The following is a 21,195-nucleotide window of genomic DNA, read 5'->3' on the forward strand; positions in this document are numbered from 1 at the left end:
TTACTCTCCCCTTACTTTTGTCCCGCCATGGTCGTTTCCGGCAAGGAAATCCCCAAGACGCGAGACCTGAAATATATCTGCCCCGATACCTGCCGTGGCAAGCCCGAGCAGTTCATCAATTTTCCCTTTCATTCCACCGGTTACATCGGTATGTGACGAGTTGCCGATCTGGAGTGTATGCGCTGTCTCCGGAGTAATCTCCGGAACAACACGTCCCCCATCCAGCACTCCCGGTACATCGGTGGCGAGTCCCACGCGGGTACATTTCAGTGCAACCGCGAGATACCGCACGAGCTGGTCGCCCGATACGATGCAGGCTCCGCGTGAAAGGTCCATCACCACGTCGCCATGGATCACAGGAACCATGCCGAGCCCGAGCATCTGTTCGAGATGCCTGCTCTCGAACGCGACAAGCCTGCCGTTGTCGGCGACTCCGACATGGAGCGGGTGGACGCCCAGCGCCGGCACGCCGGCTTCCCGCAGGGTACTGACAACCGCTTCGTTTAAGGCGCTGACGGCACGGTGGGTGACATAGATCCCTTCTGTCTGGCCGGCCGCTGCACCCTTGTCAAGGTGGTATCGGTGCGCTTCCGGATGCCCGCAGGAACCGGCACCGTGGACAACGACGATCTGATCTGTGGGTGCCCCGGCAATGGCCGTTGCAATCCCGACAAGCGCTGCCCGGTTGACGGTGCAGTCTGTACCCTTGTCCGTGATCACGCTGCCGCCCAGCTTGAGAATGACGCGGTCAGACATTCTTCTCCTTCCGTACTCCCTCGGTATCAATACCGGTCACAATCGCCCTTGCATCGCAGGCCTGGATCGCGTGGGCGACACGGTGCAGGATCGGCTTTGCGCAGAGTGCCACCATGCAGCCCCCCCCGCCGGCACCCGTGATCTTTGCACCAAACGCCCCGGCCGAACGGGCAGCGAGCACAAGCCGGGAGAGCTGCGGGTGCCCGACGCCCAGAGCATCAAGCAGTGCGTGGTTCATGTTCATGTACCTGCCCAGTTCCTTCGGGTTATTCAGGTGGTGGATGGCCGCAAGGCTCACCCCCTCTATCGCGTCCAGGATCGGGTCGACAATCTTCGGATTGCTCTTTTTGAGGTCCGCAACCTGCTCGACCATCTTTGACGTGCTGTGCGAGACCATCGAGTCGCCGATCACCAGATGCATGCTCTGGGGAGGGAGACGCCGGCGCGATCCGCCGGTGATGAGCACGATCCCCCCGAATGCGGAGACCGTGGTATCCGTTGGGCTCGCCCGCCCTTTTTGCACCGTTTTCTCGATCTCAAATGCCATGTTTGCAATATCTTCCCGGCTTTTGCCGACGGCGAACTCGTCGTTTATGGCCGACAGCGTTGCGACCGTTACCGCCGCAGATGACCCGAGACCCGAGGAACTGGGGATCTGCGAGTTGATGTACACGCTCCCGATGACGCCCATCGCGTCAAAGCACCCGTCGATATAGGGGGATTTTGCCCGCTGGGGGCGCCGGGTCTTCCTGACCGTCACAAAGACACGGGGCTTGATTGCCATGGCGATGCCGGGCTTTCCGTACACCACTGCATGCTCGCCGAACAGAAATACCTTGCCCGGCGCACTCCACGTTGCCAACCTACATCACCGCAATGGCTGCGTACCCCACGACCTGACTATGGTCGCCCGAAACATCGCCGCTGGTCCCATAGCGAATCAGGCTCCCTGATCGTGCACCCATACACATGCATGCTGAGACCATGGCGCTGATCGGGCCGTACCCGCAGGCTGTGACGTGCTTCTCCCGGATCCGCCGGTAGAATTCCTTCACGTCGAGCGTTGTAAGCGCATCGATCGCGTAGAGATCGCCGTCCTTTGCCTGTGCCTCGGGTACGTAGTGCGAGAAATCACTGGATGCGACGATCCGGATCTCCCGTTTCGTCAGCCGCTGTGCAGCGACAATCTTTTCTGCGACGGCCGCGGCATGAGCGGGATCCTGCTCCCCCATCATCACGGGCACGACCCTTGATCTCGGGAACCGGTACTTGATAAACGGCATCTGCACTTCGATCGAATGCTCATCCACATGGGAGCGCTCATCGATCCCGATATCCAGCGCCCCGATAAACTCCGTATCTGTATCGACAATCCCAAGAGGGGTCTCCCACGGGATTGCGGATACGCTCGTGAGATACCCGTGATGGGATGGGCCAATCACAACAAACGTGCCGGAAAAATCAGGGGCAATGGTGGAAAATGCGTGGGCTGCGACCTGCCCGGAGTAGACGTACCCGGCATGCGGACAGACAATCCCAAGGGAGTTCCCCCCCCCAGGGACGGTTCTGGAAAAGAAGCTTTCCAGCAGCTGCCCGAGATGGGAGGGATCCTCCGGATAGAACATCCCTGCAACTGCGCATGAACGCGTCTTCATCGGATCAACCCTCTGGTCGTTCTGTTATATTTAACGATCGATCCAAAAAGGGGATCGAAGGGTATCGCATCAGATCTCGGATTCGAAATCTTCCAGGGTAAGAGCCGTCGAGATTCCACGCAGGTGGAGCATCTCACGGGTCAGGAGGAAGTATATCATCGAGAGCGCTTTCCGGCCCTTGTTGTTTGTCGGGATCACGAGATCGACGAACTTGGTCATGTTGTTCGTGTCGCAGAGCGCGACAACCGGGATACCGCACTGGACGGCCTCGTTGATGACCTGTGCGTCCCCGATCGGGTCGGTCACGACAATGACCTTCGGCTCGATATAGCCGTCAAGGACAGGGTTTGTTAAGAGGCCCGGGATGAACCGGCCGGTCGCGGACATCGCGCCGATAGTGTCGGCAAACTTCTTTGCCGGGTACTGGCCGTACTGCCGGGAGGTGACGATAAGGACATCGGGTGCCTCGTACTGGTTTAAGAATTTTGCAACGGTCTTGATCCGGGCGTCGGTCTCGCGGATATCAAGGATATAGAGCCCGTCACCGCGGACGCGGTAGATGAACTTCTTCATGTCCTCGCTTTTCTGCTGGGTGCCGATGTGGATACCGGCTGCCAGGTACTCCTCAACGGGGACGAGCGGTTCCTTTAATTCGATTTCCATCTCGTTTACTGGGGTCATAGTTGTTCCTCTATGCGAATGAGTTCGTTTAATTTGGCAATGCGTTCGCCGCCTACCACTCCGCATTTTAAGAATACGCAGGAAAACGCGGTGGCGAGGTGTGCAATGGTGGTATCCGTGGTCTCGCCGGACCGGTGACTCATCACCGTGTCCAGACCATGGGCGTGAGCGAGGCGGACCGCCTCGAAGGTGTCGGTCAGTGTCCCGACCTGGTTTGGCTTGATGAGGACGCAGTTTGCAGAGCCGGTCTCGATGCCCTTTTCGATGCGGTCGACCTGGGTAACAAAGAGGTCGTCCCCGCACAGCAGGCACCGGTCACCGATCTGGTGGTTGAGTTCTGCAAACGCATCGAAGTCGTTCTCGTGGAGTGGATCCTCGACATAGACAAGGTTGTATTTGTCGACGAGTTCGGTGATATACGCGATCTGGTCCTCGGTCGAGCGGACACGGTCGCGGTACTTGTACCCTTCTCCCGTCCACATCTGGCTCGACGCAACGTCGATACCCATATCGACCGAGACATTCATCTCGTCGGCCACACGTCCGGTTGCCTCAGCAATGAGCTCAAATGCGAGGGCATCGTCAATCTGCGGTGCCCATGCACCCTCATCACCCTTGCCGGCGGCAATTCCCTTTTTCTTCAGGAGATCCTTGACATTTTTGTGGACGGCGGCATTCGCAAAGACTGCCTCCTCGACATCCGCTGCGCCTCCCGGGACAATCAGGAATTCCTGGATCTCGGTCGCGTTTGCCGCGTGCGCACCGCCGCCGATAACGTTACCGAGCGGGAAGGGCATCTCACTCGCAAACGCCCCGCCAAGGTAGCGGAAGAGCGGAAGCCCCAGCGCCGATGCGGCGGCCTTTGCATTTGCAAGGGAGAGTGCGACTGCCACGTTTGCACCGATCCCGGAGAAATCGGCCGTTCCGTCAATATCCCGGAGCTGGTCGTCAAAACATTCCTGGTCGGCCGAGTCCATGCCGATAAGGGCAGGGATCAGGTTCTGGATGGCGTTGTCTATTGCCTTTCTGGGGGGCAGGACTTTTGCTTCCGCCGCACCGGTGCTTGCACCGCTCGGGGCTGCTGCCCGGCCAAAACCGCCTGCCGTGGAGATCTCGGCTTCAACAGTCGGGTTTCCCCGGCTGTCAAGGATCGTCCGCAGCTCGATTGCCTCAATGATCGTCATAAAGCCGTTCCTCTCATTTTCTCTTTACGGTAATGGGGATAATGTTCGCGTTGAATTCCTCGATTGCGATCTCAAGGGGATCGATTCGGGAAGTAGTGATAAGTAAGGGAGCACCCATTGATATCTGCAGAGCCCTTGCTCCAATAATCCTCGCCCGTTCATACCGGGTGTAAACCTGCGTCTGCATTCCTGTCCTCGAAAATTGTTCCATTGCGTACAATTGGAAAATGGGGTCGCTGAGATTCGAACTCAGGTCACTGCGTCCCGAACGCAATAGGATAGACCAGGCTACCCCACGACCCCTCGGTCATATTACTGGTACGGGTTGAGCTCATCAATGATCTCTTTATGAGTCAGAAGCATACGCCGGCAGCAGTATCTGGTGATACCGAGATCGTCGAGGATCTTTTTAGGATCCTCGCCTTTCTCCCGACGCGCCTTAAATTCTTCCCACGCTGTGGAAATTGGTTTTCCACAGGTGAAACATCGTACTGGTATCAAGATTTTCGACCTCTCATATATCTTTTGGTTTAACGATAAGACTTTTGGAACTTCTTGCGTGCGCCACGGCCGTGGGGCTTCTTGGCTTCTTTCTGACGGGAATCGTTGACAAGAAGCGTCCTGTCGTACGCCAGGTAGACATCCTTGATCGCGGGATCGTTTGTCCACTCAAGGATCCCTCTGGCGAGCGCGGTGCGCACTGCCTCTGCCTGTCCCATGACCCCGCCGCCGGAGACGTCGATGGTCACGTCAATTTCACTCGTCGCGCTGGGGACAAGGAGGAGCGGTTCGGCGATCTTCATCCGGGTTGTCTCGGTGCCGTACTTCTCTAACGGCACGGAGTTGACCCGGATCACGCCTTTCCCGGCCTTTATGGTCGCCCGTGCGATCGCCGTCTTGCGTTTTCCGCTTGTGTTTATGATCTTTGCCATAGTGACCACCTTAGAACTTGGCTCCGAGGGCCGTGCAGACCGCTGCAAGCGTGACAAACTGCGGGTTGTTGAGCCGATCCATGTGGACTTCCTCGGGGACTTCCATCGTTGCGCCGACAAACTCCACCGGGACACCGACGTAGCATTTGATACGCTTCATCGCATCGACGCCACGGGGGCGCTTGTAGGGGAGCATGCCACGGATGGTCCGCTTCATGAGATGGTCCGGCCGGCGCGGGACGAACGGTCCCCAGCGGTCGCCGGAGGCGCCGCGGACGCGCTTGTGGAAGTAGTTGGCAAGAACACGTGCTCGGCTGCCGGAGATAATGGTCTTTTCGACGTTCACGATCGCGATCTCTTCACCGGCAATGGCACGCCGGGCTGTAATGCTTGCAAGCCTGCCAAGGATGAGCCCGTCTCCGTTGATTACGGTAACCATGTTATGTTCACCTCAGGATCCGGACACCGCTTCCCTTGGGGTTGTCCTTTAACAGTTGCTCGATAGTCATGCACTGCCCGTTTGCGTCCCTGATCTTGCACGTTGCTGATTCGGAAAAATTCAGCGCTGCAATCTTCACGGACTGCTCCAGCATACCGCTGCCCAGTACCTTTCCCGGGACGAGAATTGTCTCGCCGTTCTGGGCGTAGCGGTTGATCTTGGACAGGTTGACCTCAGCGTAGTTCCGGTTGGGGGTCTCCAGCCTGCCTGCAATTTCGCGCCAGATCTTTGCCTCATTCTCTCGTGATGTGTTCTTTAAGAGTAAAATGAGGTTGGTAAGACGGGGGTTCGTCTTCTCCACTTGTCGTGTCATTTCTTTTCCTCCCCTGAAATCTCGCTTGTCTGTCTCTCCAGCTCGTTTGCCCGCTCTTTTATAACGGAAAGCGCCTGGACCATGATCTCTTTTGTCGGTAGCGACCCGTCTCCCTCGACCACAAAAATATACCGGTCGGGCGCGGCGGTAATCTTGATCGCGGGCTCGTCCCCGATGCCGCTCGCAATGCAGGCCTTTTCACAGAGCTTGCACATGGAGCAGTCGGGAAGCTTGCCCTCGATAACCTCGACCTTTTTACCCTTTACAGCAAGGATGCTGCGGGGGCATTCGTCCACGCAGTTCCCGCACGCGTCGCAGGTGGTGCTGATCGTGATTTCCGGGTGGTTCTTGTACCCGCACACGAGAGTCGGCTGCCATTTTGCGTGCACTTTGCCCGTGTTGAGGACGGCACGCGCTTCGATAACCAGTTTCTGTCCCTTCGTGAGTTTCACGATGGGGATGTTGTCGTACACGGGCGCAGCCTTGGGATCCTGCGGGATGAGGTCGCTTGAGGTGACCAGTTTGGGGCCCTCAACGCTGAGCGTGTAGGTTGACGTGCAGGACGGGCAGCCTGCCCCTCCGCACGTACAGGTTTCATGAGTCGAATAACTGGAAAGATCGGTCCTGATGGGTATAAGCCCAAGGCGGTGCGCCAGCATTTCGTCGAAAAGTGCGCTCGTGTTGTCGTAGATGCGCACGTCTTCAATGGCAAGGGTCGGCACCTCGCCGATCATTGCCCGCCGAAACGCGTTTGCAAAGCCGGGCTTCGCTCCTGAGAGCGTGAATCGTGCAAGGTTGTCGTCCAGACTCGCGAATTCGATCTCCATCACACTCTCCTTCCCCGTCTGCCACCCTTTGGACGGCATGAGTCGTGCGGGACAGGTGTGACGTCTTCGATCCGTCCGATACGCATGCCAGCCCGGGCGAGCGCACGGATTGCTGCCTGTGCACCGGGTCCGGGGCTGCGCTGTTTGGCCTGGCCGGGTGCACGTACCTTCACATGGACACCGACGATACCCTTTTCGCGGGCGATGGCGGCGACGTTTCCGGCCATCTGCATAGCCGCGTACGGGGAACTCTCGTTCCGGTCCTGCTTGACGACCATGCCGCCGCTGCTCTTGGTGATGGTCTCGGCACCGGAGAGATCAGTGACGGTGATGATCGTGTTGTTAAAGGAGGCAAAGATGTGTGCGATGCCCCACTTTTCCTTGTCGTTTGCCGCCATCTTAATTCACTCCTGAGCCTGCACCGGCAGGCTTGGTAATCCGGGTGCGCTCTGCATGAGCGGCATCCACGAACGGAGAGTTGCCATAGTAGGCGATATCATGCTCCTCATTGCTGTGTACAAGATATCCCGGGATGGTGACACGCCGGCCGGCAATTGCGATATGACCGTGCGTGACGAGCTGGCGTGCCTGCTTCGGTGAGCGGGCGAGTCCCTTCCTGTAGACAATGGTCTGGAGCCGGCGTTCGAGATGTGCCTGAATCTTGAGCGCAAGCACGTTGTCGATGTCCGCATCGGGGCCGAGAAGGCCGATACGCTGCATGTGGCTGATGAGTTCGGTCTTTTTTGCGTCAAAAACCGCCTGATCGGCGCTGTTGGACATGAGAACGAGCAGTTCCCGGGCAGCCTTGCGGTACTTCCTTAAGTGGCTCTGGGCCTTCCAGACCTCGCGCTTGTTGCGCAGGCCATATTCGATAACAAGCCGGGTCTCTTCCTCGATCCGGGTCTTCTCCCACGGGCGCTTGGGCGTCTGGTAGGACTTGTGATTCTTCCCTGGGTATCCCATGGCTTACTGGCTCCCTTCCTTGGTCTTCTTGACGCCGACCGTCATGCCGGTCCTGCCGGTTGACTTGGTGCGCTGCCCACGGACTTTCTGGCCGGTTTCGTGCCGTATGCCCTTGTAGCAGCGGATCTTCCGCATCGTGTTGACGTCTTCGTCGCGGGCGAGCGCGACGTCCCCGCCAACAAGGTGCTTAGTCTCGCCGGTGTAGAGGTCTTTTGGCCGGTTTGCCATCCACATCGGGATGTTCCCGGAGTATTTCTCAACTGCGGCGCGAATCCGGTTGACGGACACCTCGTCCATGAGGCCGAGTTTTGCGTACTCGTCAACTTCGGCCATACGAGATATAACCATGGCGGTATGCTTACCGACACCAGTGATGCCGGTCAGTGCTACCCGCACTGACTTCGTGCCGTCCAGATCGGTTGTGCCAATCCGTACAAAGTATTTTATTTCTTGTTCCTGTGCCATCCAATCCCCTCGATTTTGAGATTGTCTCTTTGAAGCGCTGAGGGAGGGATTTGAACCCTCGAGTCCCAAGGGGACACAGGTTTAGCAAACCTGCGCCATACCAAGCTTGGCTACCTCAACAGAGGAATCTCGCATCTTCTCAGACACTCGCAACGGATATTCCGCTGCTCCATGAATGGTGCTTTATACTATGGTAGGGTTGGGGTAATAAGTGTTTGGGGGGATGAAACCCCCATGACCTGATCGCGATGGGGTGTGTGAGACCTGGGTTGTATATTATATATGTGCGAACCCGGGAGCTTGTCACTCTCAGTATAGGTTCTGTACTATATCATGTTAGAGTGCGGGGGGCAAGGGTTACGACCTGATTGCAGTAACCCACAGGGTACCCGGATCCCCACCTTCCCTTTTTCGGCACCGGTTCATGGAACATGTGTCGCAATTTCATGATTGCATTTCGGCGTAAGGGGGGGGTCGGACAGGTACATCCACTCTATAAAAAACAGGGGATTCGTAGCAGGTTCCGTCGTAATTTTTCATTGCAGCCACGCTTCCATACCCCGTATCCGCACGAAAAAAGGAGCCCGACCCCCTCCGACCCTCCATGTGTCTGGCCCGGTTCCGGATGCGGAATTTGACATTTTTCTAACAGTAAAATACCATTACCGGGAGGGGAAGTACCCCTCATAGAGGTTGGGGGGGTCACATGGGTACAACATGTGACCCCCCGCATCCACCCTGTTCCCGGCCAGCACACAATCCTTATTACCGCATCACCTTCTGTATTAGATGATCATCCATGGAACATCCCGCACTGCTGATCATCGATATGCAGAACGATTTTGTCCGTGAAGGGGCCCGGCTCAGCGTGGCCCAGGCACGGGCTGTCATCCCGAAAATCCAGGACGTTCTCGGGTACTTCCGGGAAAAGAACCTCCCGGTTTTCCATATCCTGCGGATCCACCGCAGGGACGGGGCTGACGTCGAGATCACCCGCAGGGTTCTCTTTTTTCAGCACCCGTTTGCCGTTGAGGGCACACCGGGCGCACAAGAGATCGAAAAACTTGCACCGCTTCCGGGGGAGTACGTGATCGAAAAGACCCGGATGAGTGCGTTTATCGGCACCGAACTCGATCTCATGCTCCGGAGCTTGGGCATCACGGAGCTTGTCGTCACCGGGGTCCAGACCCCCAACTGCATCCGCACCACGGTCTTTGACGCCATCGCGTACAACTACCCGGTGATCCTTGTGGACGATGCGACCGGCGCACAATCGGATGAGATTCACCGGGCAAACGTCCGCGACATGGCAAACATCGGGGTCCAGATCATGACTGCACAGGCATTCATCACGCTGCAGCAATAACACATATCTGCCGGGGTACACCGCAGGAAATCACACAGGACTCTAAAAGCATGCTGCCCGGATCGGAACTTGCACTTGCAGGACTTGCCGCTGCTGCCGCAGGGATGGTAAACGCCCTTGCCGGTGGGGGAACCCTTATCTCGTTTCCTGCCCTCGTGGCGCTCGGGGTGCCCGAGGTCGCTGCAAATATTACCAATACCGTGGCGCTCTGCCCGGGCTATCTCGGCGGTGCGCTCGCCCAGAAAAAAGATCTTGCGGGACAGAAAAAACGCCTGCTGCTGCTTGTCCCGGCCGGTATCATCGGCGGTATTGTCGGGGGCATCCTGCTGCTGTGCATCAGCGAACAGGTCTTCCACCTTCTCGTCCCCGTATTAATCCTGCTTGCCGCCGTCCTGCTGGCAGTCCAGGACCGGATCCGGGACTGGATCCGCCGGCACACCGGACCTGACGGGGCCGATGACAGGAGGAGCAGGATCGCGGCCCTTCCGGTCGGCCTGTCTGCCGTCTACGGGGGGTATTTCGGGCCGGGGCTTTCCGTGATCGTCCTTGCCGTGCTCGGGCTCTTCTTTGACGACTCCTTAACCCGGCTCAATGCGCTCAAGCAGTGCATATCGCTTGGCGCCAATGTCGCGGCAGCGGTATTCTTCCTCTTCTCAGGACTCGTCCTGTGGCCCTTCGCGCTGGTGATGGCGGCGAGCGCATTAATTGGGGGAGCGATCGGTGGGCGCATTGTCAGCAGGATCGATCCGGGCCGACTCCGGTGGACCATTGTCGCCATCGGAATTACGATCGGGCTGTACTTCCTGATCCGGTTGTTCATCTGATCCCCACGCAGGGAAGAGGGCACCGGGGGATACAAAGGACCCGTTCTTCTCTCTCGTACGCCAAAAAGGGATTTTTCCGGGCTGGCCGTTTAAAGGGCGTGGACAAGCGACCGGCGGGTCACAAGGCCGGCCAGTTTTCCCTTGTCGGTGATCGGCACCGTGCTGATATTCTTTGCAACCATCAGGTCGACCACTTCCTGGTAATCCGTGCCGAGCTCAAGCGAGATCAGCGGAGCGCTCATGATATCCCTGACGAGCAGGTTGCGGATCCGGTGATCCTGGTGCTGGTCTTTTACTGTCTCCCGGAACTTCCGCATCGCAACCGCCACGTCAGTCTCGGTCACGATGCCGGTGATCTTGTCGTTGGTGGTCACGACAAACCGGGAGATCGCATCGTCCAGCATCCGGCGCCGGAGGTGGACGACACGCTCATCCGCTTCGATGGTGACCGCCCGTTCCATCGCTCCGTTGATGCTGCCCTCGTGCGGGTACTTCTTTAACAGGTCAATCGCCGTCACCTGCCCGATGAGATTGTGGTCGCTGTCGTACACGACCACCAGTTTATACCGCTGGAGCAGGGGGACGAGCACGTTCGTGCTCTCGTCGGGATAGACACTCGTGAAATCCTCCTCGACGACGCTTGCCACGTGGATGGCGGTCGGTGCAAGGGCGGTATTCTGCTTGCTGCCCAGTTTCTCCGCGATGGCCTGCCGGGATACCGTGCCGACAACCGACGCATTGTTGAGCGCGATGAGGGGATCGATTCCCTCATCAAGCATCTTATCGAGCGCCTCGGTAATCTTTGCCGATTTGGATATAGTCGTTGGTTTTGCCATGATATCTTTAACAAACAGTTCTTTTGTCATTTCGCCACTTCCTTTAGGATATCATCACGTCTTATTATCCCCACGATGGTGTCGTTTTCGACGACAACCAGGTTGTTGACCTGTTCTTTTTGCATGAGTCCGACTGCATACGGGAGCGATCTTTCCGGGGCAACAGTGATCACCGGGCTGGTCATCACGTCACCTGCGGTCACCGGGACATTCTCCGGAGAATCCGATCCGCTCCCGATACTGGTATTTTCATGTCTTCTGAGAGGTACGTCTTCCTGTATCACCCCGGATCGTTTCCGGTCTTCATCATGGAACGCCAGGTTGGTCTCCGTGATGATACCGGCCATAGATCCATCGTTATTGATCACCACCAGTTTCTCGTCCCGCTCCTTCATGAGTGTGATCACGTGGGCGAGCGAGTGCCAGCGGTTGACTGTCACTGCATCCTCCATCACGTCATGGACCGTGCCTTTGAGGCTCGCGGCCAGGGCGGACTTCATCAGATCGGTTCTCGTGACGATACCGGCAACTGTGCCGTGATCCACCACTGGCACGCAGCCGATGTTTTTTGCGAGGAAGATCCCGGCGATAGTCCGAAGCAGGGTTTCAGGCGCGACGACCACCGGGCCGGGTGTCGCATATTCGGATACCGGGATCTGATCGGGCGGGCGCCTCCGCCACGCCGCTCCCTGCTGCTGCAGGTGGTACCCGATATCTTTTTTCGTGAGTATCCCGGTGAGTTTTTTCGCATCTATGACAAGAACCCTCGAAATCCCGTGCCGCACCATCAGGTTCCGGGCATGGGCCACGGTGTCCCCGGGGGTAACGGCAAAGACCGGCGTACTCATCACGTCGCGTGCGGTAAGGAAACTGGCTGACATAACAGTTACTCCTCTGAAAACGCACGCACGAGGTCGAATTCTGTTACAAGACCGACAAGGTGAGAGTTCTCGATGACCGGCAGTGCCCCGATATTTTTCTTCAGCATCTCCCGTGCAGCCTCGTTAACCGGTGTCCCGGGGGTGGTGGTGAACAGGCCACCGGCCATGAGTGTCCGCACCGGGAGGGCCATGACCTCTGCGATGTTTCCGGTGGTGAGGCGGGCAAATACCTCCCTGCTTCCCAGGTACCGCATGATGTCAGTCGCGGTGATGATGCCAAAGAGCACGTCGTTACTTACGACGGGCAACCGGCGGAACCGGAACTTTGTCATGTCCCGTGTCGCGACCGCGATTGGACTGTCGGGAGCAGTCACCTGCAGGGAGGAACTCATTACGTTCTCGACAAAGAGCGGGCTGTGCTCTGCTGCAAGCATCCTGAGCACGTCCCGCTCGGTCACGATACCGGCGAGCACACCATTATCGTCCACAATCGGGAGCCCCCCGATCTTTTTACCCACGATAATTTTCAGTGCATCAATGATATGGGCATCGCAAGGGAGTGTCTCGGGTTTCGCGGTCATGATCGTGCGAACGCTTTCGTTGACCGCTGCGGAAAGGTTCCCCTGGTGCCGGATCCTGACCAGCTGGTACTTGTCACCCCCGCCCATGAAGTTGATCACATCGCCTGAGGTAACGATTCCCTGAAGTTTCTTTGTACCGGCATCGGTAACCGGCAGCCGGCGGAACCCACATTCCGTCATCGTGGCCACCGCACTGATGATGCTCTGGGTGGGCGGCACGGAAATGACGTCCCGTGTCGCGAATGCCAGAACCTCCCCCTCTTTCTGTACGATATGGGATTTGAACTCGACCGGGCCCCGATCGAATTTCCCCTGCATTTTTAAGAGCCGGTCACCCTGCTTGGTGGCCCGCCCGTTCTGGTGCGTCAACGTTCCTCCGTTTTTTTTCGTCGTCTGCGCCGACCCAGTGCCGCACCCGTCATCCGTACGGATTATACAGGTGCTGCATCATGGCCGGCTTTTTTTACCCTGTTCGTTTCCGGCCCGTTTGATTCTGGGATTGGTTGTCCAAATGGTTTCTTGTGCATCGTGCCTTTTCGTGATTTTTGTATCGTGCCTTCGTCACGTGCCGATCCCGGTTGCATCGTTATCTCCTTATCCGGGAATATCGCATGTATTACGCGAGCCCGACAAGGACATCGTGCCTGTCGAGGATTCCAACAAGGGTCAGACCGTCAAGGACAGGAAGCCGGCTTACATCGTTGTCAACCATGAGCCGGGCCGCATCGGACAGCGGCGCCCCCCCCGAGATCGTAACGACCTCCTGTGCCATCACATCCTCAACCGTCATGGTACTGCTCTGGGCAATCGCCGACCGCACCCCGCCCGACCGGATCAGGTCGCGGCGGGAGATCAGGCCGACAAGCCGCTTCTTTTTGATGACCGGGAATGCCGTAAACCCACTTTCCACGATCTTCATGTAAACCTGCTGGAGCGTGTCCGCCGGCTTTACGGTCGTGATCTGCTTTGACATGTGGGTGCTGACCCGGCCCGAAAGTTCGTTCCGCGAGATGATGACCGGGAACAGGTCGGAGAGAAGCACCCCGCCAAGGATATGGCGGCCGGGATCGATGATCGCGGCGCTGTCGGTCCGGAACTCCCGCATGGCCTTTGCCACGCTCTCAATGGAGGCTTCCGGGCCGGCGCATGCCGCATCCTTCACGAACCCTTCGACGGTCACGTTCGATTTCGTGGCGGTCACCCGCAGGGCATCCGTGATATCGACATATCCCAGCAGATCCTTTCTGGTGCCGGTAACGTAGACTTCGCGGAACCGGTCATCTCGTAAGATCTGCCGTGCTTTTGTTATCCCGTCATGACAGTTGAGCACAGGAATCTCGAGCATGAAATCCCGTGCTGTTTTCATGTAAGGGTGTCCTCCTCACGGCAGCGGGGGCAGAGCAGGAGGCTGTCCACACGCTTAAGATCATCAGACATCTGACTGCATCGACTGCACACGCCCACCTCGATATGCTCCTCCCGGTTGATCTCGATGAGATCGGTGAGGATCTCGTTTTGTTCGTTTGATACGGTCAGGAGATCCCGGACGGTCACAATACCAATGACCTTGCCGCTCTTGTCGACCACGGGAAGTCTCCGGACCTTATGCTTGACCATCATCTGGGCTGCGTCGATTACCGTCTTGTCCGCACTCACCGTAATGAGTGGCGTACTCATGATTGTACTTACCTGAACTGTACTTGGCTTGAGATCTTTTGCCACCACCTTGCAGTTGATATCCTCCTCGGTAACAATGCCGATGGGCTTGTTCCTCTGGAGGATGATGACGCTCCCGACTTCTTCACAGCACATGGCTTTTGCTGCCTTTGCGACATTTGCCTCCATGCTGATCATGGTCGGGTTGCGTTTCATCACTTCGCTCAACGGGACACGGGTCTCAAACCGGATCGTGTTAGTTGTCTTTTTCATGAGTCACCTCCTAAAAAGTGCCTGGCTGATGATTACAATTAGCATCCTTTCCACCCTTTGTATAAATACAATTTGGCTGCGGCGAAAACCGATGCGGCCGGGTAATAGGAAAAATATCCCGGAAGAATATCATGGGAGCACCCAGACGGGCGGTACAAGAAACATAATAAAGAACCGTCTCTAAACATTACTAACGATTGATGGTGAATCGATTGTACCAGCATACCATACAGACAAAACGAGGGGCCCTATGACGACATTTTCCAAGAGATTAGGGAATGCAAAAAAGAAATTATCCGTATTTCTCAAGCGGTTTTTCAAGAAGAAGCGGACCCGGATCGGGATCTACGGGCCGCCAAACGCCGGCAAGACAACACTTGCAAACCGGATCGCCCGGGACTGGACCGGAGATGCGGTCGGGCCGGTGAGCGAGATCCCGCACGAGACCCGGAGGGCACGCAAGCGCGAAGATATCGTGATCTCGGGGGCTAACGGTCATACGGTAACGATCGATATCGTAGATACCCCGGGAGTTACGACGAAGATCGATTACCACGAGTTTCTGGAATTCGGGATGGAGAAAGATGAGGCGATCATCCGGGCCCGGGAAGCGACCGAGGGAGTTGCCGAAGCGATGCACTGGCTGCGCGAGGATATCGACGGGGTCATCTACATGCTGGACGCGACGCTTGATCCCTTCATGCAGGTCAATATCATGATGGTGGGGATCATCGAGAGCCGGGATCTGCCGGTGATCATTGTTGCAAACAAGATCGACCTGCCCGAGGCTGCCCCGTCACGGATCCGGAGCGCCTTCCCCCAGCACCCGGTCGTTGCGATCTCAGGCCTTGAGGGCCGGAACACGGAAGAGCTGTACGAGAAGATGATCCATAACTTCTCCTGATTGCTGGAGGAATCATGCCACACAAGTGTACGAAATGCGGCAGGGAATATAAGGACGGGTCAACCGAGATCCTCAAAGGCTGCGCGAGCTGCGGCGGCAAAAAATTCCTCTACGTCAAGGAGTCCGAGATCAACAAAGACGTACTCGAAGAGAAGTCGATTGACGAGATCGCAGGCGAGTCAAAGGAAGAAGTCCTCGAAGTTGTCGAACCCAGAGTTAAGGGCAAGGCAAAAAAGGAAGTGGAGATGTTTGACCGGGTCGAGACGATCCGGATCGTGGGACCCGGTTCCTACGAGCTCAACATCGATAAGATGGCAAAGAGCGACGAGCGGATCGTGAGCGTCGGCGGCGAAGAGGGCAATTACATCATCGATCTGATGTCAATGGCAAAGGACACACCAAAGAAGAAGAGGGCAAAAAAGCGGTAAGGACCCCGGGCATGGCAGCGGGGGACTCTTTTTTTTAATAGTTTTTGATCAGCCTTCATGCAGATTTTCCCGTACACAATGATTACCTGATGTATCAGTTGTCTGGAACGCATCTCACAATAGGGGACTCCCGACAGGGAGAGCCTGCAAAGATCCGGTATCCCTGCACGGTCACCGTGTCAGCAGTTCGTTTTTTATCCCGTCGTACGGGGCGGGCAGGTCAAGGTTTTTAAAAAACCGGTCCGTGAACGAAAGACTGGTGGTTACCGCCCATTCAGCACACCCGTGACCGAGACACCGGTCCGGGAAGAACGGGAGGTTTTTGGGGGCGAATGGGTTCTCGGCAAACCGGTTTTTAAGAAGATGTTCAAATTTTTCCGCATGGGTCTCCGTGTGGGCACCGGGAGTCTGGCCCGCCTTTATGACCACCCATTCGCGGCGGTAATGCATCAGGTAATTGCGGATCCCGATCAGGTCCTTTATACCGGAGAAGACCGGGTCGTCCTCATCGAACAGGGATTTGTTACCGGTTTCAAGAATCTTCTGGTACTTAACCGGTAACGGGGTGCGGTCAAAATAATTCTCGTTGTTCCATTTCTCCCCGATCGCCTGCAATAGTGTCTCACTATCTTTATCGGAAAAGAAATACGCGTTGTCTGCTGCGTCGGACCAGAGCTCGTTGATGGTGGATTCAAGGAATGCAACCGAAGAGAAGAGCGCGTTGAGGATGAACGCTTCGTGCCTGAGCCGCTGCTCTGCATAGAGGGTGCCGGTTACGGCATAGTCTTGTTCTATCCGGTATCCCAGCCGGCTGAAGAGGGCGGCGGACTGGATGTATTTCACCGAGAAACAGTCCCGGAACCGGATAAGATCCTCATCCTCCTGAAGATCCCGGGCAGGGTCGTCCATCGTACCATCCCGTTTTGTTTCGTAGAGTAAAAAGATGAGGGAACCGTGCGGGAATCCGGCAACCTACACCACTGATGCTGCAGCCGGATCACAGATACCCTTAATATTTGTGGCCGTCAATAGTAAGACAGCACTTTTAAATTGGTGCTGACAGATGTAAGTCCGACGTGCCTTTTTTGGCACGGCCTCAAAACTTGGCTTTGGGATTACAGAGAGTCAGTAAGCATACTGCACTTTTCTGGACTTACATATTAACCGGAGGTATAACTATGGCACGAATGCACACCAGAAGAAGAGGACAGTCATGCTCTGTGCGGCCTGCGCGGAATGAGGCGCCTTCATGGTCCAACACGGACAAGGCAGCGATCGAGAAACTTATTGTCGATCTCCGCAAGGAAGGCACATCGAGCAGCATGATCGGCCTGATCCTGCGGGACCGCCACGGCGTCCCTGATGTCAAGATGGTCACCGGCAAAAGCATCGGCGACATCTTAGTAGAGAACAAGATCAGTTCCGAGATCCCCGAGGATCTCCGCGACCTCATGGTCAAGGCGCTAGGCTTACGCAAGCACCTGGAAGACAACAAGAAGGACCTGCACAACAAGCGGCAGCTCCACCTTGTCGAGGCCAAGATCCGCCGGCTCGTGAAGTACTACGTAGGCACAAAGAAACTGCCCGCAGGTTTCACCTACAAGCCGGAGACCACCGAGATCCTGTTGTCCAGATAATTCAAGTAATATCGTCTACCGATCCCCATGTCACTTGAAGAAGCCGCAAAAACCGTCGCGGACCAGATCCGCCGCCAGCAGTACGTCGAGGTATATGCACACCACGACGCTGACGGCATCGCAGCCGGGGCTATCCTCTGCCATGCGATGTTAAGGACCGGGATCCGGTTCCGGATGAGAATCTGTGCGGAAGTCCCTTCCGCCAGCCTCTCCCACGACGCGGCCTCGCTCCTGTGCGATCTCGGGTCCGGCATGGAGAACCTGCCCCCTGAAACGATGGTGGTGGACCACCACCTCCCGCTCTTTACCGGGCAGTTCCATGCAAACCCGAGGCTCGAAAAGATCGATGGCGACCGGGAACTCTCCGCCGCCGGCATGGCGTACATTGTCGCCCAGGAAATGGGTGACAACCGCGACCTTGCCGGCCTCGTGATACCCGGCATCATCGGCGACGGCCAGGTATTTGCCGGCAGGAACCTTGAGATCTTCAACGAAGGTGTGGCAAACGGGATTATCGTCCCGGACCGGGGCATGATGCTTCCAGGGCGCGACATGGCAGAGAAGTGGCTGCTTGCCACTTGCCCGTATCTCGAAGGGATCAGCGGCGACGATTCTGCTGTCGCTGACCTGCTCACCGGGGCGCAGGGCGCAAACGGCTTTCGGCTTGATACGCTCATGAGCCTTGCGGTGCTCAAATCCGCCCCGCAGACATCCGCGGAAGGGCTTGCAAGGCTCTACGGCGACACCCTGCACCTCCAGCGCGAGGTAATAGAGGACGCCCACGCACTCACCGCCGTCATCGACGCCTGCGGTAAATCCGGGCACGGCGACCTTGCGGTTGCACTCTGTCTTCGCTCGTCAGCGGAGATCGAACGGGCGTGGGAAATTACCCGAAGGTACCACCTCGATGTGATCGGTGCCCTGAAAACGGCGCATCCCGCAAAAGAGGGCGAAGCGGTCTACGAGTGCCAGAATGCAACGCTCGCAAGCGACATCGCCGACGTGCTCTCCCGGGACCGGGTGCACCAGGTACCGGTGCTCGTGTATGCACGGTCGGGGGAAGCCTGCCGGATCTCGGCACGATCCCCCCACGGTGTCACGACCGATCTCGGGCCGCTCGTCCGGAACCTTGCCGCCGCTTGCGGCGGGAACGGCGGGGGGCACCACTCCCGTGCAGGGGCAACGATTCCCTGCGACCAGCTTGAGACATTCGTGAAAGGGTGGCAGGAGGCGCTTGCTGCATGATGCAGGTAAGCGGTCTCATCACCACCGTCCACACGGACGCCGGGAGTGTGGCATCGTCACTGGCACCGGACAACCTTAAGGGCATGATCACCATCGCAGAAGGCGACCAGGTCACGACGGTGATCAACGGCACGCAGATCCGGTCTGTCATCGCATCGGTAGACGACTACCTGATGAATCTGGCAATTGCGGACGAGACAACAACGCTCCCGCGAAAAAAGACAGGAAACAAACGAAACGAGGGAATGAAAAAATTAGAGAGTTGATACTATGGCAAAGAAAAAACAGGTTGGAAGAAGAGTTGAAGGCTGGAAAGCCAAGAGCTGGTTCAAGGTATACACCCCCGATAACCTCGGCAAGGCATATATCGGCGACACCATTGCAAACGATGCTGAGTCCGTCAGGGGCAGGATCATGCAGTCGACCCTTGGCGAGATCACCAATGACTACGCCAAGCAGCACATCAAGATGAGCTTCAAGATCGCAGAAGTCACCGGCGACGCGGCATACACCGAGTTTGTCGGCCACGAAGTGACCCGTGACTATCTGAGGTCCCTTGTCAAGCGCCGCAGCACCCGCGTTGACTGCCACACGCTTGTTGTCACAAAAGATAACAAGAAAGTCCGGCTCACGATCAGCTGCTACACCTTTGCACGGGCAAATATCGCACAGGAGCACGCGCTCAGAAACGCGATCCTCTCAAGCCTTGCAACCCAGACACAGGCATGGGACTTAACGACGCTGGTGAACGCGATTGTCTCGGGTGAGCTCTCCCGCGACCTCTTTAAAGTCATAAAGACCCTCTACCCCACCCGCCGGGTCGAGATCACCAAGTCCAAGGTCGAGCAGGTCGCAGCACCTGTCTCTACAAAGTAAATTTTTTTGTTTTTTCGTGATTATTATCGGGTTATTATTCGTCCGGACGACGCCGGTTCATAGTTATGGGTTTATTCCGCCCGCGGATTTTTTTACCCGGGCCGGTTACGACGTACTGTTTCCCGAACCGTAACCAAGAAACATAATTAATCCGCGCGTCCAACAATCCATAAGAATGACCGCTCATAAGATCCTGTTTCTCGTTATTGATGGTCTGTCCGACCGGCCCTGTCCGGAACTCGGAAATCTTACACCCCTTGAAGCGGCGCACCGCCCCACGCTCAACCGGCTTGCAGCAGAAGGCGTATGCGGGATCATGGATACGATAGCGACCGGTATCCGGCCCGGGTCAGACACCGCACATCTCGCCCTTCTGGGCTACGATCCTCATACCTATTACACCGGCCGGGGCCCGCTCGAATGCGAGGGCTCGGGCATCCACATGGAGCCGGGCATGATCGGCTTCCGGTGCAACTACGCGACACTTTCACCCGAAGGTCTCGTAACCGACCGGCGGGCCGGGCGGATCCATGACACGGCTGCTCTTTCGAGGGCGATCCAGAACGGGGTCGACCTCTCGAAGTTCGGTGTGGAGTTCGTGTTCCGGTCCGGGGCAGGACACCGGGCGGCACTCGCTCTCAAAGGCGAAGGACTCGGCCACTGCGTCTCCTCGAACGATCCGAAAAAGGATCATGTGGCACCCCTCACTATCACCCCGGTCAGGGAACTCGAAAAAGACAAAAAGACCGCAGAGGTCTGCAACGAGTTCGTGCGGCAGTCAAAAAAGATCCTCTTTGACCAGCCGGTGAACAGAGATCGCCTCAAACAGGGTCTCAACCCGGCAAACATCGTGCTGATGCGGGGCGCCGGTGAGATGGGCCACTTCGAGCCGTTCGATAAAAAATACGGACTGTCAGGAAGCGTGATTGCCGCTGCAAGTCTCATCACCGGCATCGGGAGCGCAGTCGGGCTTACCCGGGTGCCGGTCGAGGGGATCACCGGGTCGCAGGACAGCAATATCAAGGGGAAGATCACCGCAGCGGTCAATGAACTGAAAACGAAGGACTTCGTCCTCGTGAATATCAAGGGAGCGGACGAGTCAGGCCACGACGGGCTTGCATCACAGAAAAAAGCCTTTATCGAGAAGGTTGATGTCGTGCTTGAACCGTTCCTTGATCTCAAAGACTGCATCATTGTCATCTGCGCCGACCACTCCACACCCTGCTGCATCAAGGATCACAGCGCCGACCCGGTACCGGTGCTGATCCACGGGGAGGGTGTCCGGGTGGACGATGTCACCGAATTCGGGGAACGCTCCTGTGCGAAAGGCGGCCTCTGCCGGATCACGGGCGCCGGGCTCCTGCCGACAGCAATCGACCTCATAAACCAGGCACACAAGTACGGGGCATGACA

General features: G+C 57.1%; 29 protein-coding genes and 2 tRNA genes. 9 read left to right on the forward strand and 22 right to left on the reverse strand.

Translation table 11 applies throughout. The annotated features are described in order from the left end of the window. From QZN75_RS07915 to QZN75_RS07990, 16 genes are all read right to left on the reverse strand, one after another. The gene (locus QZN75_RS07915) at positions 1-756 is read right to left on the reverse strand and encodes an isopentenyl phosphate kinase (RefSeq protein WP_292427064.1); all 756 of its coding nucleotides are present in this window, start codon (positions 754-756) and stop codon (positions 1-3) included. Further along, positions 749-1,618 carry a mevalonate kinase gene (gene mvk / locus QZN75_RS07920; protein ID WP_292427068.1) on the reverse strand — a complete coding sequence of 290 codons (870 nt, stop codon included), beginning with the start codon at positions 1,616-1,618 and terminating at the stop codon, positions 749-751. The genes QZN75_RS07915 and mvk overlap by 8 nt, the downstream gene beginning before the upstream one ends. Position 1,619: 1 nt before the next feature. Further along, a complete protein-coding gene (gene amrB, locus QZN75_RS07925; protein WP_292427070.1) occupies positions 1,620-2,411 on the reverse strand; it encodes an AmmeMemoRadiSam system protein B in 792 nt (263 codons plus the stop codon). A 69-nt stretch (positions 2,412-2,480) separates the two neighbouring features. Then, entirely contained in the window at positions 2,481-3,092 is a 612-nt protein-coding gene (gene rpsB, locus QZN75_RS07930; RefSeq protein ID WP_292427071.1) for a 30S ribosomal protein S2, read from the reverse strand. Beyond that, positions 3,089-4,276, reverse strand: a complete 1,188-nt coding sequence (eno, locus tag QZN75_RS07935) for a phosphopyruvate hydratase (protein ID WP_292427073.1) — start codon at positions 4,274-4,276, stop codon at positions 3,089-3,091. The genes rpsB and eno overlap by 4 nt, the downstream gene beginning before the upstream one ends. A 13-nt stretch (positions 4,277-4,289) precedes the next feature. Continuing rightward, positions 4,290-4,463, reverse strand: coding sequence for a DNA-directed RNA polymerase subunit K (locus QZN75_RS07940; protein WP_292427076.1), 174 nt, complete (start codon positions 4,461-4,463; stop codon positions 4,290-4,292). Positions 4,464-4,504: 41 nt separating this feature from the next. Then, positions 4,505-4,579, reverse strand: a tRNA-Pro gene (locus QZN75_RS07945). Positions 4,580-4,588: 9 nt separating this feature from the next. After that, entirely contained in the window at positions 4,589-4,777 is a 189-nt protein-coding gene (locus QZN75_RS07950; protein WP_292427079.1) for a DNA-directed RNA polymerase subunit N, read from the reverse strand. A 29-nt stretch (positions 4,778-4,806) separates the two neighbouring features. Continuing rightward, positions 4,807-5,208, reverse strand: coding sequence for a 30S ribosomal protein S9 (locus tag QZN75_RS07955; RefSeq protein ID WP_292427082.1), 402 nt, complete (start codon positions 5,206-5,208; stop codon positions 4,807-4,809). Between the two features lie 10 nt (positions 5,209-5,218). Continuing rightward, on the reverse strand, positions 5,219-5,647 hold the full coding sequence (locus QZN75_RS07960; protein ID WP_292427086.1) for a 50S ribosomal protein L13: 429 nt from the start codon (positions 5,645-5,647) through the stop codon (positions 5,219-5,221). Positions 5,648-5,654: 7 nt separating this feature from the next. Beyond that, positions 5,655-6,020 (reverse strand): 50S ribosomal protein L18e, encoded by a 366-nt coding sequence (locus QZN75_RS07965; protein WP_292427088.1) that lies wholly within the window; start codon positions 6,018-6,020, stop codon positions 5,655-5,657. Next, positions 6,017-6,847, reverse strand: coding sequence for a DNA-directed RNA polymerase subunit D (locus QZN75_RS07970; RefSeq protein WP_292427091.1), 831 nt, complete (start codon positions 6,845-6,847; stop codon positions 6,017-6,019). The genes QZN75_RS07965 and QZN75_RS07970 overlap by 4 nt, the downstream gene beginning before the upstream one ends. Further along, positions 6,847-7,245: a 30S ribosomal protein S11 gene (locus QZN75_RS07975; protein ID WP_292427094.1), complete on the reverse strand. Its 399-nt coding sequence runs from the start codon at positions 7,243-7,245 to the stop codon at positions 6,847-6,849. Before QZN75_RS07975 ends, QZN75_RS07970 begins: the two co-directional genes overlap by 1 nt. A gap of 1 nt (position 7,246) precedes the next feature. Next, positions 7,247-7,810, reverse strand: a complete 564-nt coding sequence (locus QZN75_RS07980) for a 30S ribosomal protein S4 (RefSeq protein ID WP_292427096.1) — start codon at positions 7,808-7,810, stop codon at positions 7,247-7,249. A gap of 3 nt (positions 7,811-7,813) precedes the next feature. Then, the gene (locus tag QZN75_RS07985) at positions 7,814-8,275 is read right to left on the reverse strand and encodes a 30S ribosomal protein S13 (protein WP_292427099.1); all 462 of its coding nucleotides are present in this window, start codon (positions 8,273-8,275) and stop codon (positions 7,814-7,816) included. Between the two features lie 35 nt (positions 8,276-8,310). Continuing rightward, a tRNA-Ser gene (locus QZN75_RS07990) sits at positions 8,311-8,395 on the reverse strand. 679 nt (positions 8,396-9,074) lie between these two features. Between QZN75_RS07990 and QZN75_RS07995 the strand changes: the two genes are divergently transcribed. Beyond that, positions 9,075-9,641: a cysteine hydrolase family protein gene (locus QZN75_RS07995; protein ID WP_292427103.1), complete on the forward strand. Its 567-nt coding sequence runs from the start codon at positions 9,075-9,077 to the stop codon at positions 9,639-9,641. A gap of 50 nt (positions 9,642-9,691) precedes the next feature. After that, complete coding sequence (locus QZN75_RS08000) at positions 9,692-10,465, forward strand: sulfite exporter TauE/SafE family protein (RefSeq protein ID WP_292427105.1); 774 nt, start codon at positions 9,692-9,694, stop codon at positions 10,463-10,465. An 89-nt stretch (positions 10,466-10,554) separates the two neighbouring features. Here QZN75_RS08000 and QZN75_RS08005 read toward each other — a convergent pair whose 3' ends face one another. The 5 genes from QZN75_RS08005 to QZN75_RS08025 all read right to left on the reverse strand — a co-directional run bounded on the left by QZN75_RS08005 (position 10,555) and on the right by QZN75_RS08025 (position 14,692). Further along, positions 10,555-11,331, reverse strand: coding sequence for an HPP family protein (locus QZN75_RS08005; protein ID WP_292427108.1), 777 nt, complete (start codon positions 11,329-11,331; stop codon positions 10,555-10,557). After that, positions 11,328-12,182 (reverse strand): CBS domain-containing protein, encoded by an 855-nt coding sequence (locus QZN75_RS08010; RefSeq protein ID WP_292427110.1) that lies wholly within the window; start codon positions 12,180-12,182, stop codon positions 11,328-11,330. The genes QZN75_RS08005 and QZN75_RS08010 overlap by 4 nt, the downstream gene beginning before the upstream one ends. A gap of 5 nt (positions 12,183-12,187) precedes the next feature. Beyond that, entirely contained in the window at positions 12,188-13,081 is an 894-nt protein-coding gene (locus QZN75_RS08015; protein WP_292427163.1) for a CBS domain-containing protein, read from the reverse strand. A 298-nt stretch (positions 13,082-13,379) separates the two neighbouring features. Next, entirely contained in the window at positions 13,380-14,129 is a 750-nt protein-coding gene (locus QZN75_RS08020) for a CBS domain-containing protein (RefSeq protein ID WP_292427112.1), read from the reverse strand. Next, a complete protein-coding gene (locus QZN75_RS08025; protein ID WP_292427115.1) occupies positions 14,126-14,692 on the reverse strand; it encodes a cyclic nucleotide-binding/CBS domain-containing protein in 567 nt (188 codons plus the stop codon). The genes QZN75_RS08020 and QZN75_RS08025 overlap by 4 nt, the downstream gene beginning before the upstream one ends. A gap of 250 nt (positions 14,693-14,942) precedes the next feature. Here QZN75_RS08025 and QZN75_RS08030 point away from each other — a divergent pair, with 250 nt between their 5' ends. Further along, positions 14,943-15,596: an Era-like GTP-binding protein gene (locus tag QZN75_RS08030; RefSeq protein WP_292427118.1), complete on the forward strand. Its 654-nt coding sequence runs from the start codon at positions 14,943-14,945 to the stop codon at positions 15,594-15,596. A gap of 14 nt (positions 15,597-15,610) precedes the next feature. Then, the gene (locus tag QZN75_RS08035) at positions 15,611-16,024 is read left to right on the forward strand and encodes a Zn-ribbon domain-containing protein (protein ID WP_292427121.1); all 414 of its coding nucleotides are present in this window, start codon (positions 15,611-15,613) and stop codon (positions 16,022-16,024) included. A gap of 171 nt (positions 16,025-16,195) precedes the next feature. Here QZN75_RS08035 and QZN75_RS08040 read toward each other — a convergent pair whose 3' ends face one another. Then, entirely contained in the window at positions 16,196-16,933 is a 738-nt protein-coding gene (locus QZN75_RS08040) for a hypothetical protein (RefSeq protein WP_292427123.1), read from the reverse strand. Positions 16,934-17,202: 269 nt separating this feature from the next. Here QZN75_RS08040 and QZN75_RS08045 point away from each other — a divergent pair, with 269 nt between their 5' ends. From QZN75_RS08045 to QZN75_RS08065, 5 genes are all read left to right on the forward strand, one after another. Next, a complete protein-coding gene (locus QZN75_RS08045) occupies positions 17,203-17,661 on the forward strand; it encodes a 30S ribosomal protein S15 (RefSeq protein ID WP_292427126.1) in 459 nt (152 codons plus the stop codon). A gap of 27 nt (positions 17,662-17,688) precedes the next feature. Further along, entirely contained in the window at positions 17,689-18,906 is a 1,218-nt protein-coding gene (locus QZN75_RS08050; protein ID WP_292427129.1) for a DHHA1 domain-containing protein, read from the forward strand. Next, positions 18,903-19,172, forward strand: coding sequence for a KEOPS complex subunit Pcc1 (locus QZN75_RS08055; protein WP_292427132.1), 270 nt, complete (start codon positions 18,903-18,905; stop codon positions 19,170-19,172). The genes QZN75_RS08050 and QZN75_RS08055 overlap by 4 nt, the downstream gene beginning before the upstream one ends. A 4-nt stretch (positions 19,173-19,176) precedes the next feature. Continuing rightward, complete coding sequence (locus tag QZN75_RS08060) at positions 19,177-19,782, forward strand: 30S ribosomal protein S3ae (RefSeq protein ID WP_292427135.1); 606 nt, start codon at positions 19,177-19,179, stop codon at positions 19,780-19,782. A gap of 175 nt (positions 19,783-19,957) precedes the next feature. After that, the gene (locus tag QZN75_RS08065) at positions 19,958-21,193 is read left to right on the forward strand and encodes a 2,3-bisphosphoglycerate-independent phosphoglycerate mutase (RefSeq protein ID WP_292427137.1); all 1,236 of its coding nucleotides are present in this window, start codon (positions 19,958-19,960) and stop codon (positions 21,191-21,193) included. Positions 21,194-21,195 lie beyond the last annotated feature (2 nt).

The organism is Methanoregula sp. (assembly GCF_003170075.1).
In the GTDB taxonomy this organism is placed as follows: domain Archaea; phylum Halobacteriota; class Methanomicrobia; order Methanomicrobiales; family Methanospirillaceae; genus Methanoregula.

Bases quoted from the DNA above. Each gene is read 5' to 3' on its own strand.
- QZN75_RS07915 (WP_292427064.1), bottom strand. From the start codon at position 756: ATGTCTGACCGCGTCATTCTCAAGCTGGGCGGCAGCGTGATCACGGAC.
- amrB (WP_292427070.1), bottom strand. From the start codon at position 2,411: ATGAAGACGCGTTCATGCGCAGTTGCAGGGATGTTCTATCCGGAGGAT.
- rpsB (WP_292427071.1), bottom strand. From the start codon at position 3,092: ATGACCCCAGTAAACGAGATGGAAATCGAATTAAAGGAACCGCTCGTC.
- eno (WP_292427073.1), bottom strand. From the start codon at position 4,276: ATGACGATCATTGAGGCAATCGAGCTGCGGACGATCCTTGACAGCCGG.
- QZN75_RS07940 (WP_292427076.1), bottom strand. From the start codon at position 4,463: ATGCAGACGCAGGTTTACACCCGGTATGAACGGGCGAGGATTATTGGA.
- QZN75_RS07955 (WP_292427082.1), bottom strand. From the start codon at position 5,208: ATGGCAAAGATCATAAACACAAGCGGAAAACGCAAGACGGCGATCGCA.
- QZN75_RS07960 (WP_292427086.1), bottom strand. From the start codon at position 5,647: ATGGTTACCGTAATCAACGGAGACGGGCTCATCCTTGGCAGGCTTGCA.
- QZN75_RS07965 (WP_292427088.1), bottom strand. From the start codon at position 6,020: ATGACACGACAAGTGGAGAAGACGAACCCCCGTCTTACCAACCTCATT.
- QZN75_RS07970 (WP_292427091.1), bottom strand. From the start codon at position 6,847: ATGGAGATCGAATTCGCGAGTCTGGACGACAACCTTGCACGATTCACG.
- QZN75_RS07975 (WP_292427094.1), bottom strand. From the start codon at position 7,245: ATGGCGGCAAACGACAAGGAAAAGTGGGGCATCGCACACATCTTTGCC.
- QZN75_RS07980 (WP_292427096.1), bottom strand. From the start codon at position 7,810: ATGGGATACCCAGGGAAGAATCACAAGTCCTACCAGACGCCCAAGCGC.
- QZN75_RS07985 (WP_292427099.1), bottom strand. From the start codon at position 8,275: ATGGCACAGGAACAAGAAATAAAATACTTTGTACGGATTGGCACAACC.
- QZN75_RS07995 (WP_292427103.1), top strand. From the start codon at position 9,075: ATGGAACATCCCGCACTGCTGATCATCGATATGCAGAACGATTTTGTC.
- QZN75_RS08000 (WP_292427105.1), top strand. From the start codon at position 9,692: ATGCTGCCCGGATCGGAACTTGCACTTGCAGGACTTGCCGCTGCTGCC.
- QZN75_RS08005 (WP_292427108.1), bottom strand. From the start codon at position 11,331: ATGACAAAAGAACTGTTTGTTAAAGATATCATGGCAAAACCAACGACT.
- QZN75_RS08010 (WP_292427110.1), bottom strand. From the start codon at position 12,182: ATGTCAGCCAGTTTCCTTACCGCACGCGACGTGATGAGTACGCCGGTC.
- QZN75_RS08015 (WP_292427163.1), bottom strand. From the start codon at position 13,081: ATGCAGGGGAAATTCGATCGGGGCCCGGTCGAGTTCAAATCCCATATC.
- QZN75_RS08020 (WP_292427112.1), bottom strand. From the start codon at position 14,129: ATGAAAACAGCACGGGATTTCATGCTCGAGATTCCTGTGCTCAACTGT.
- QZN75_RS08025 (WP_292427115.1), bottom strand. From the start codon at position 14,692: ATGAAAAAGACAACTAACACGATCCGGTTTGAGACCCGTGTCCCGTTG.
- QZN75_RS08030 (WP_292427118.1), top strand. From the start codon at position 14,943: ATGACGACATTTTCCAAGAGATTAGGGAATGCAAAAAAGAAATTATCC.
- QZN75_RS08035 (WP_292427121.1), top strand. From the start codon at position 15,611: ATGCCACACAAGTGTACGAAATGCGGCAGGGAATATAAGGACGGGTCA.
- QZN75_RS08040 (WP_292427123.1), bottom strand. From the start codon at position 16,933: ATGGACGACCCTGCCCGGGATCTTCAGGAGGATGAGGATCTTATCCGG.
- QZN75_RS08045 (WP_292427126.1), top strand. From the start codon at position 17,203: ATGGCACGAATGCACACCAGAAGAAGAGGACAGTCATGCTCTGTGCGG.
- QZN75_RS08050 (WP_292427129.1), top strand. From the start codon at position 17,689: ATGTCACTTGAAGAAGCCGCAAAAACCGTCGCGGACCAGATCCGCCGC.
- QZN75_RS08055 (WP_292427132.1), top strand. From the start codon at position 18,903: ATGATGCAGGTAAGCGGTCTCATCACCACCGTCCACACGGACGCCGGG.
- QZN75_RS08060 (WP_292427135.1), top strand. From the start codon at position 19,177: ATGGCAAAGAAAAAACAGGTTGGAAGAAGAGTTGAAGGCTGGAAAGCC.
- QZN75_RS08065 (WP_292427137.1), top strand. From the start codon at position 19,958: ATGACCGCTCATAAGATCCTGTTTCTCGTTATTGATGGTCTGTCCGAC.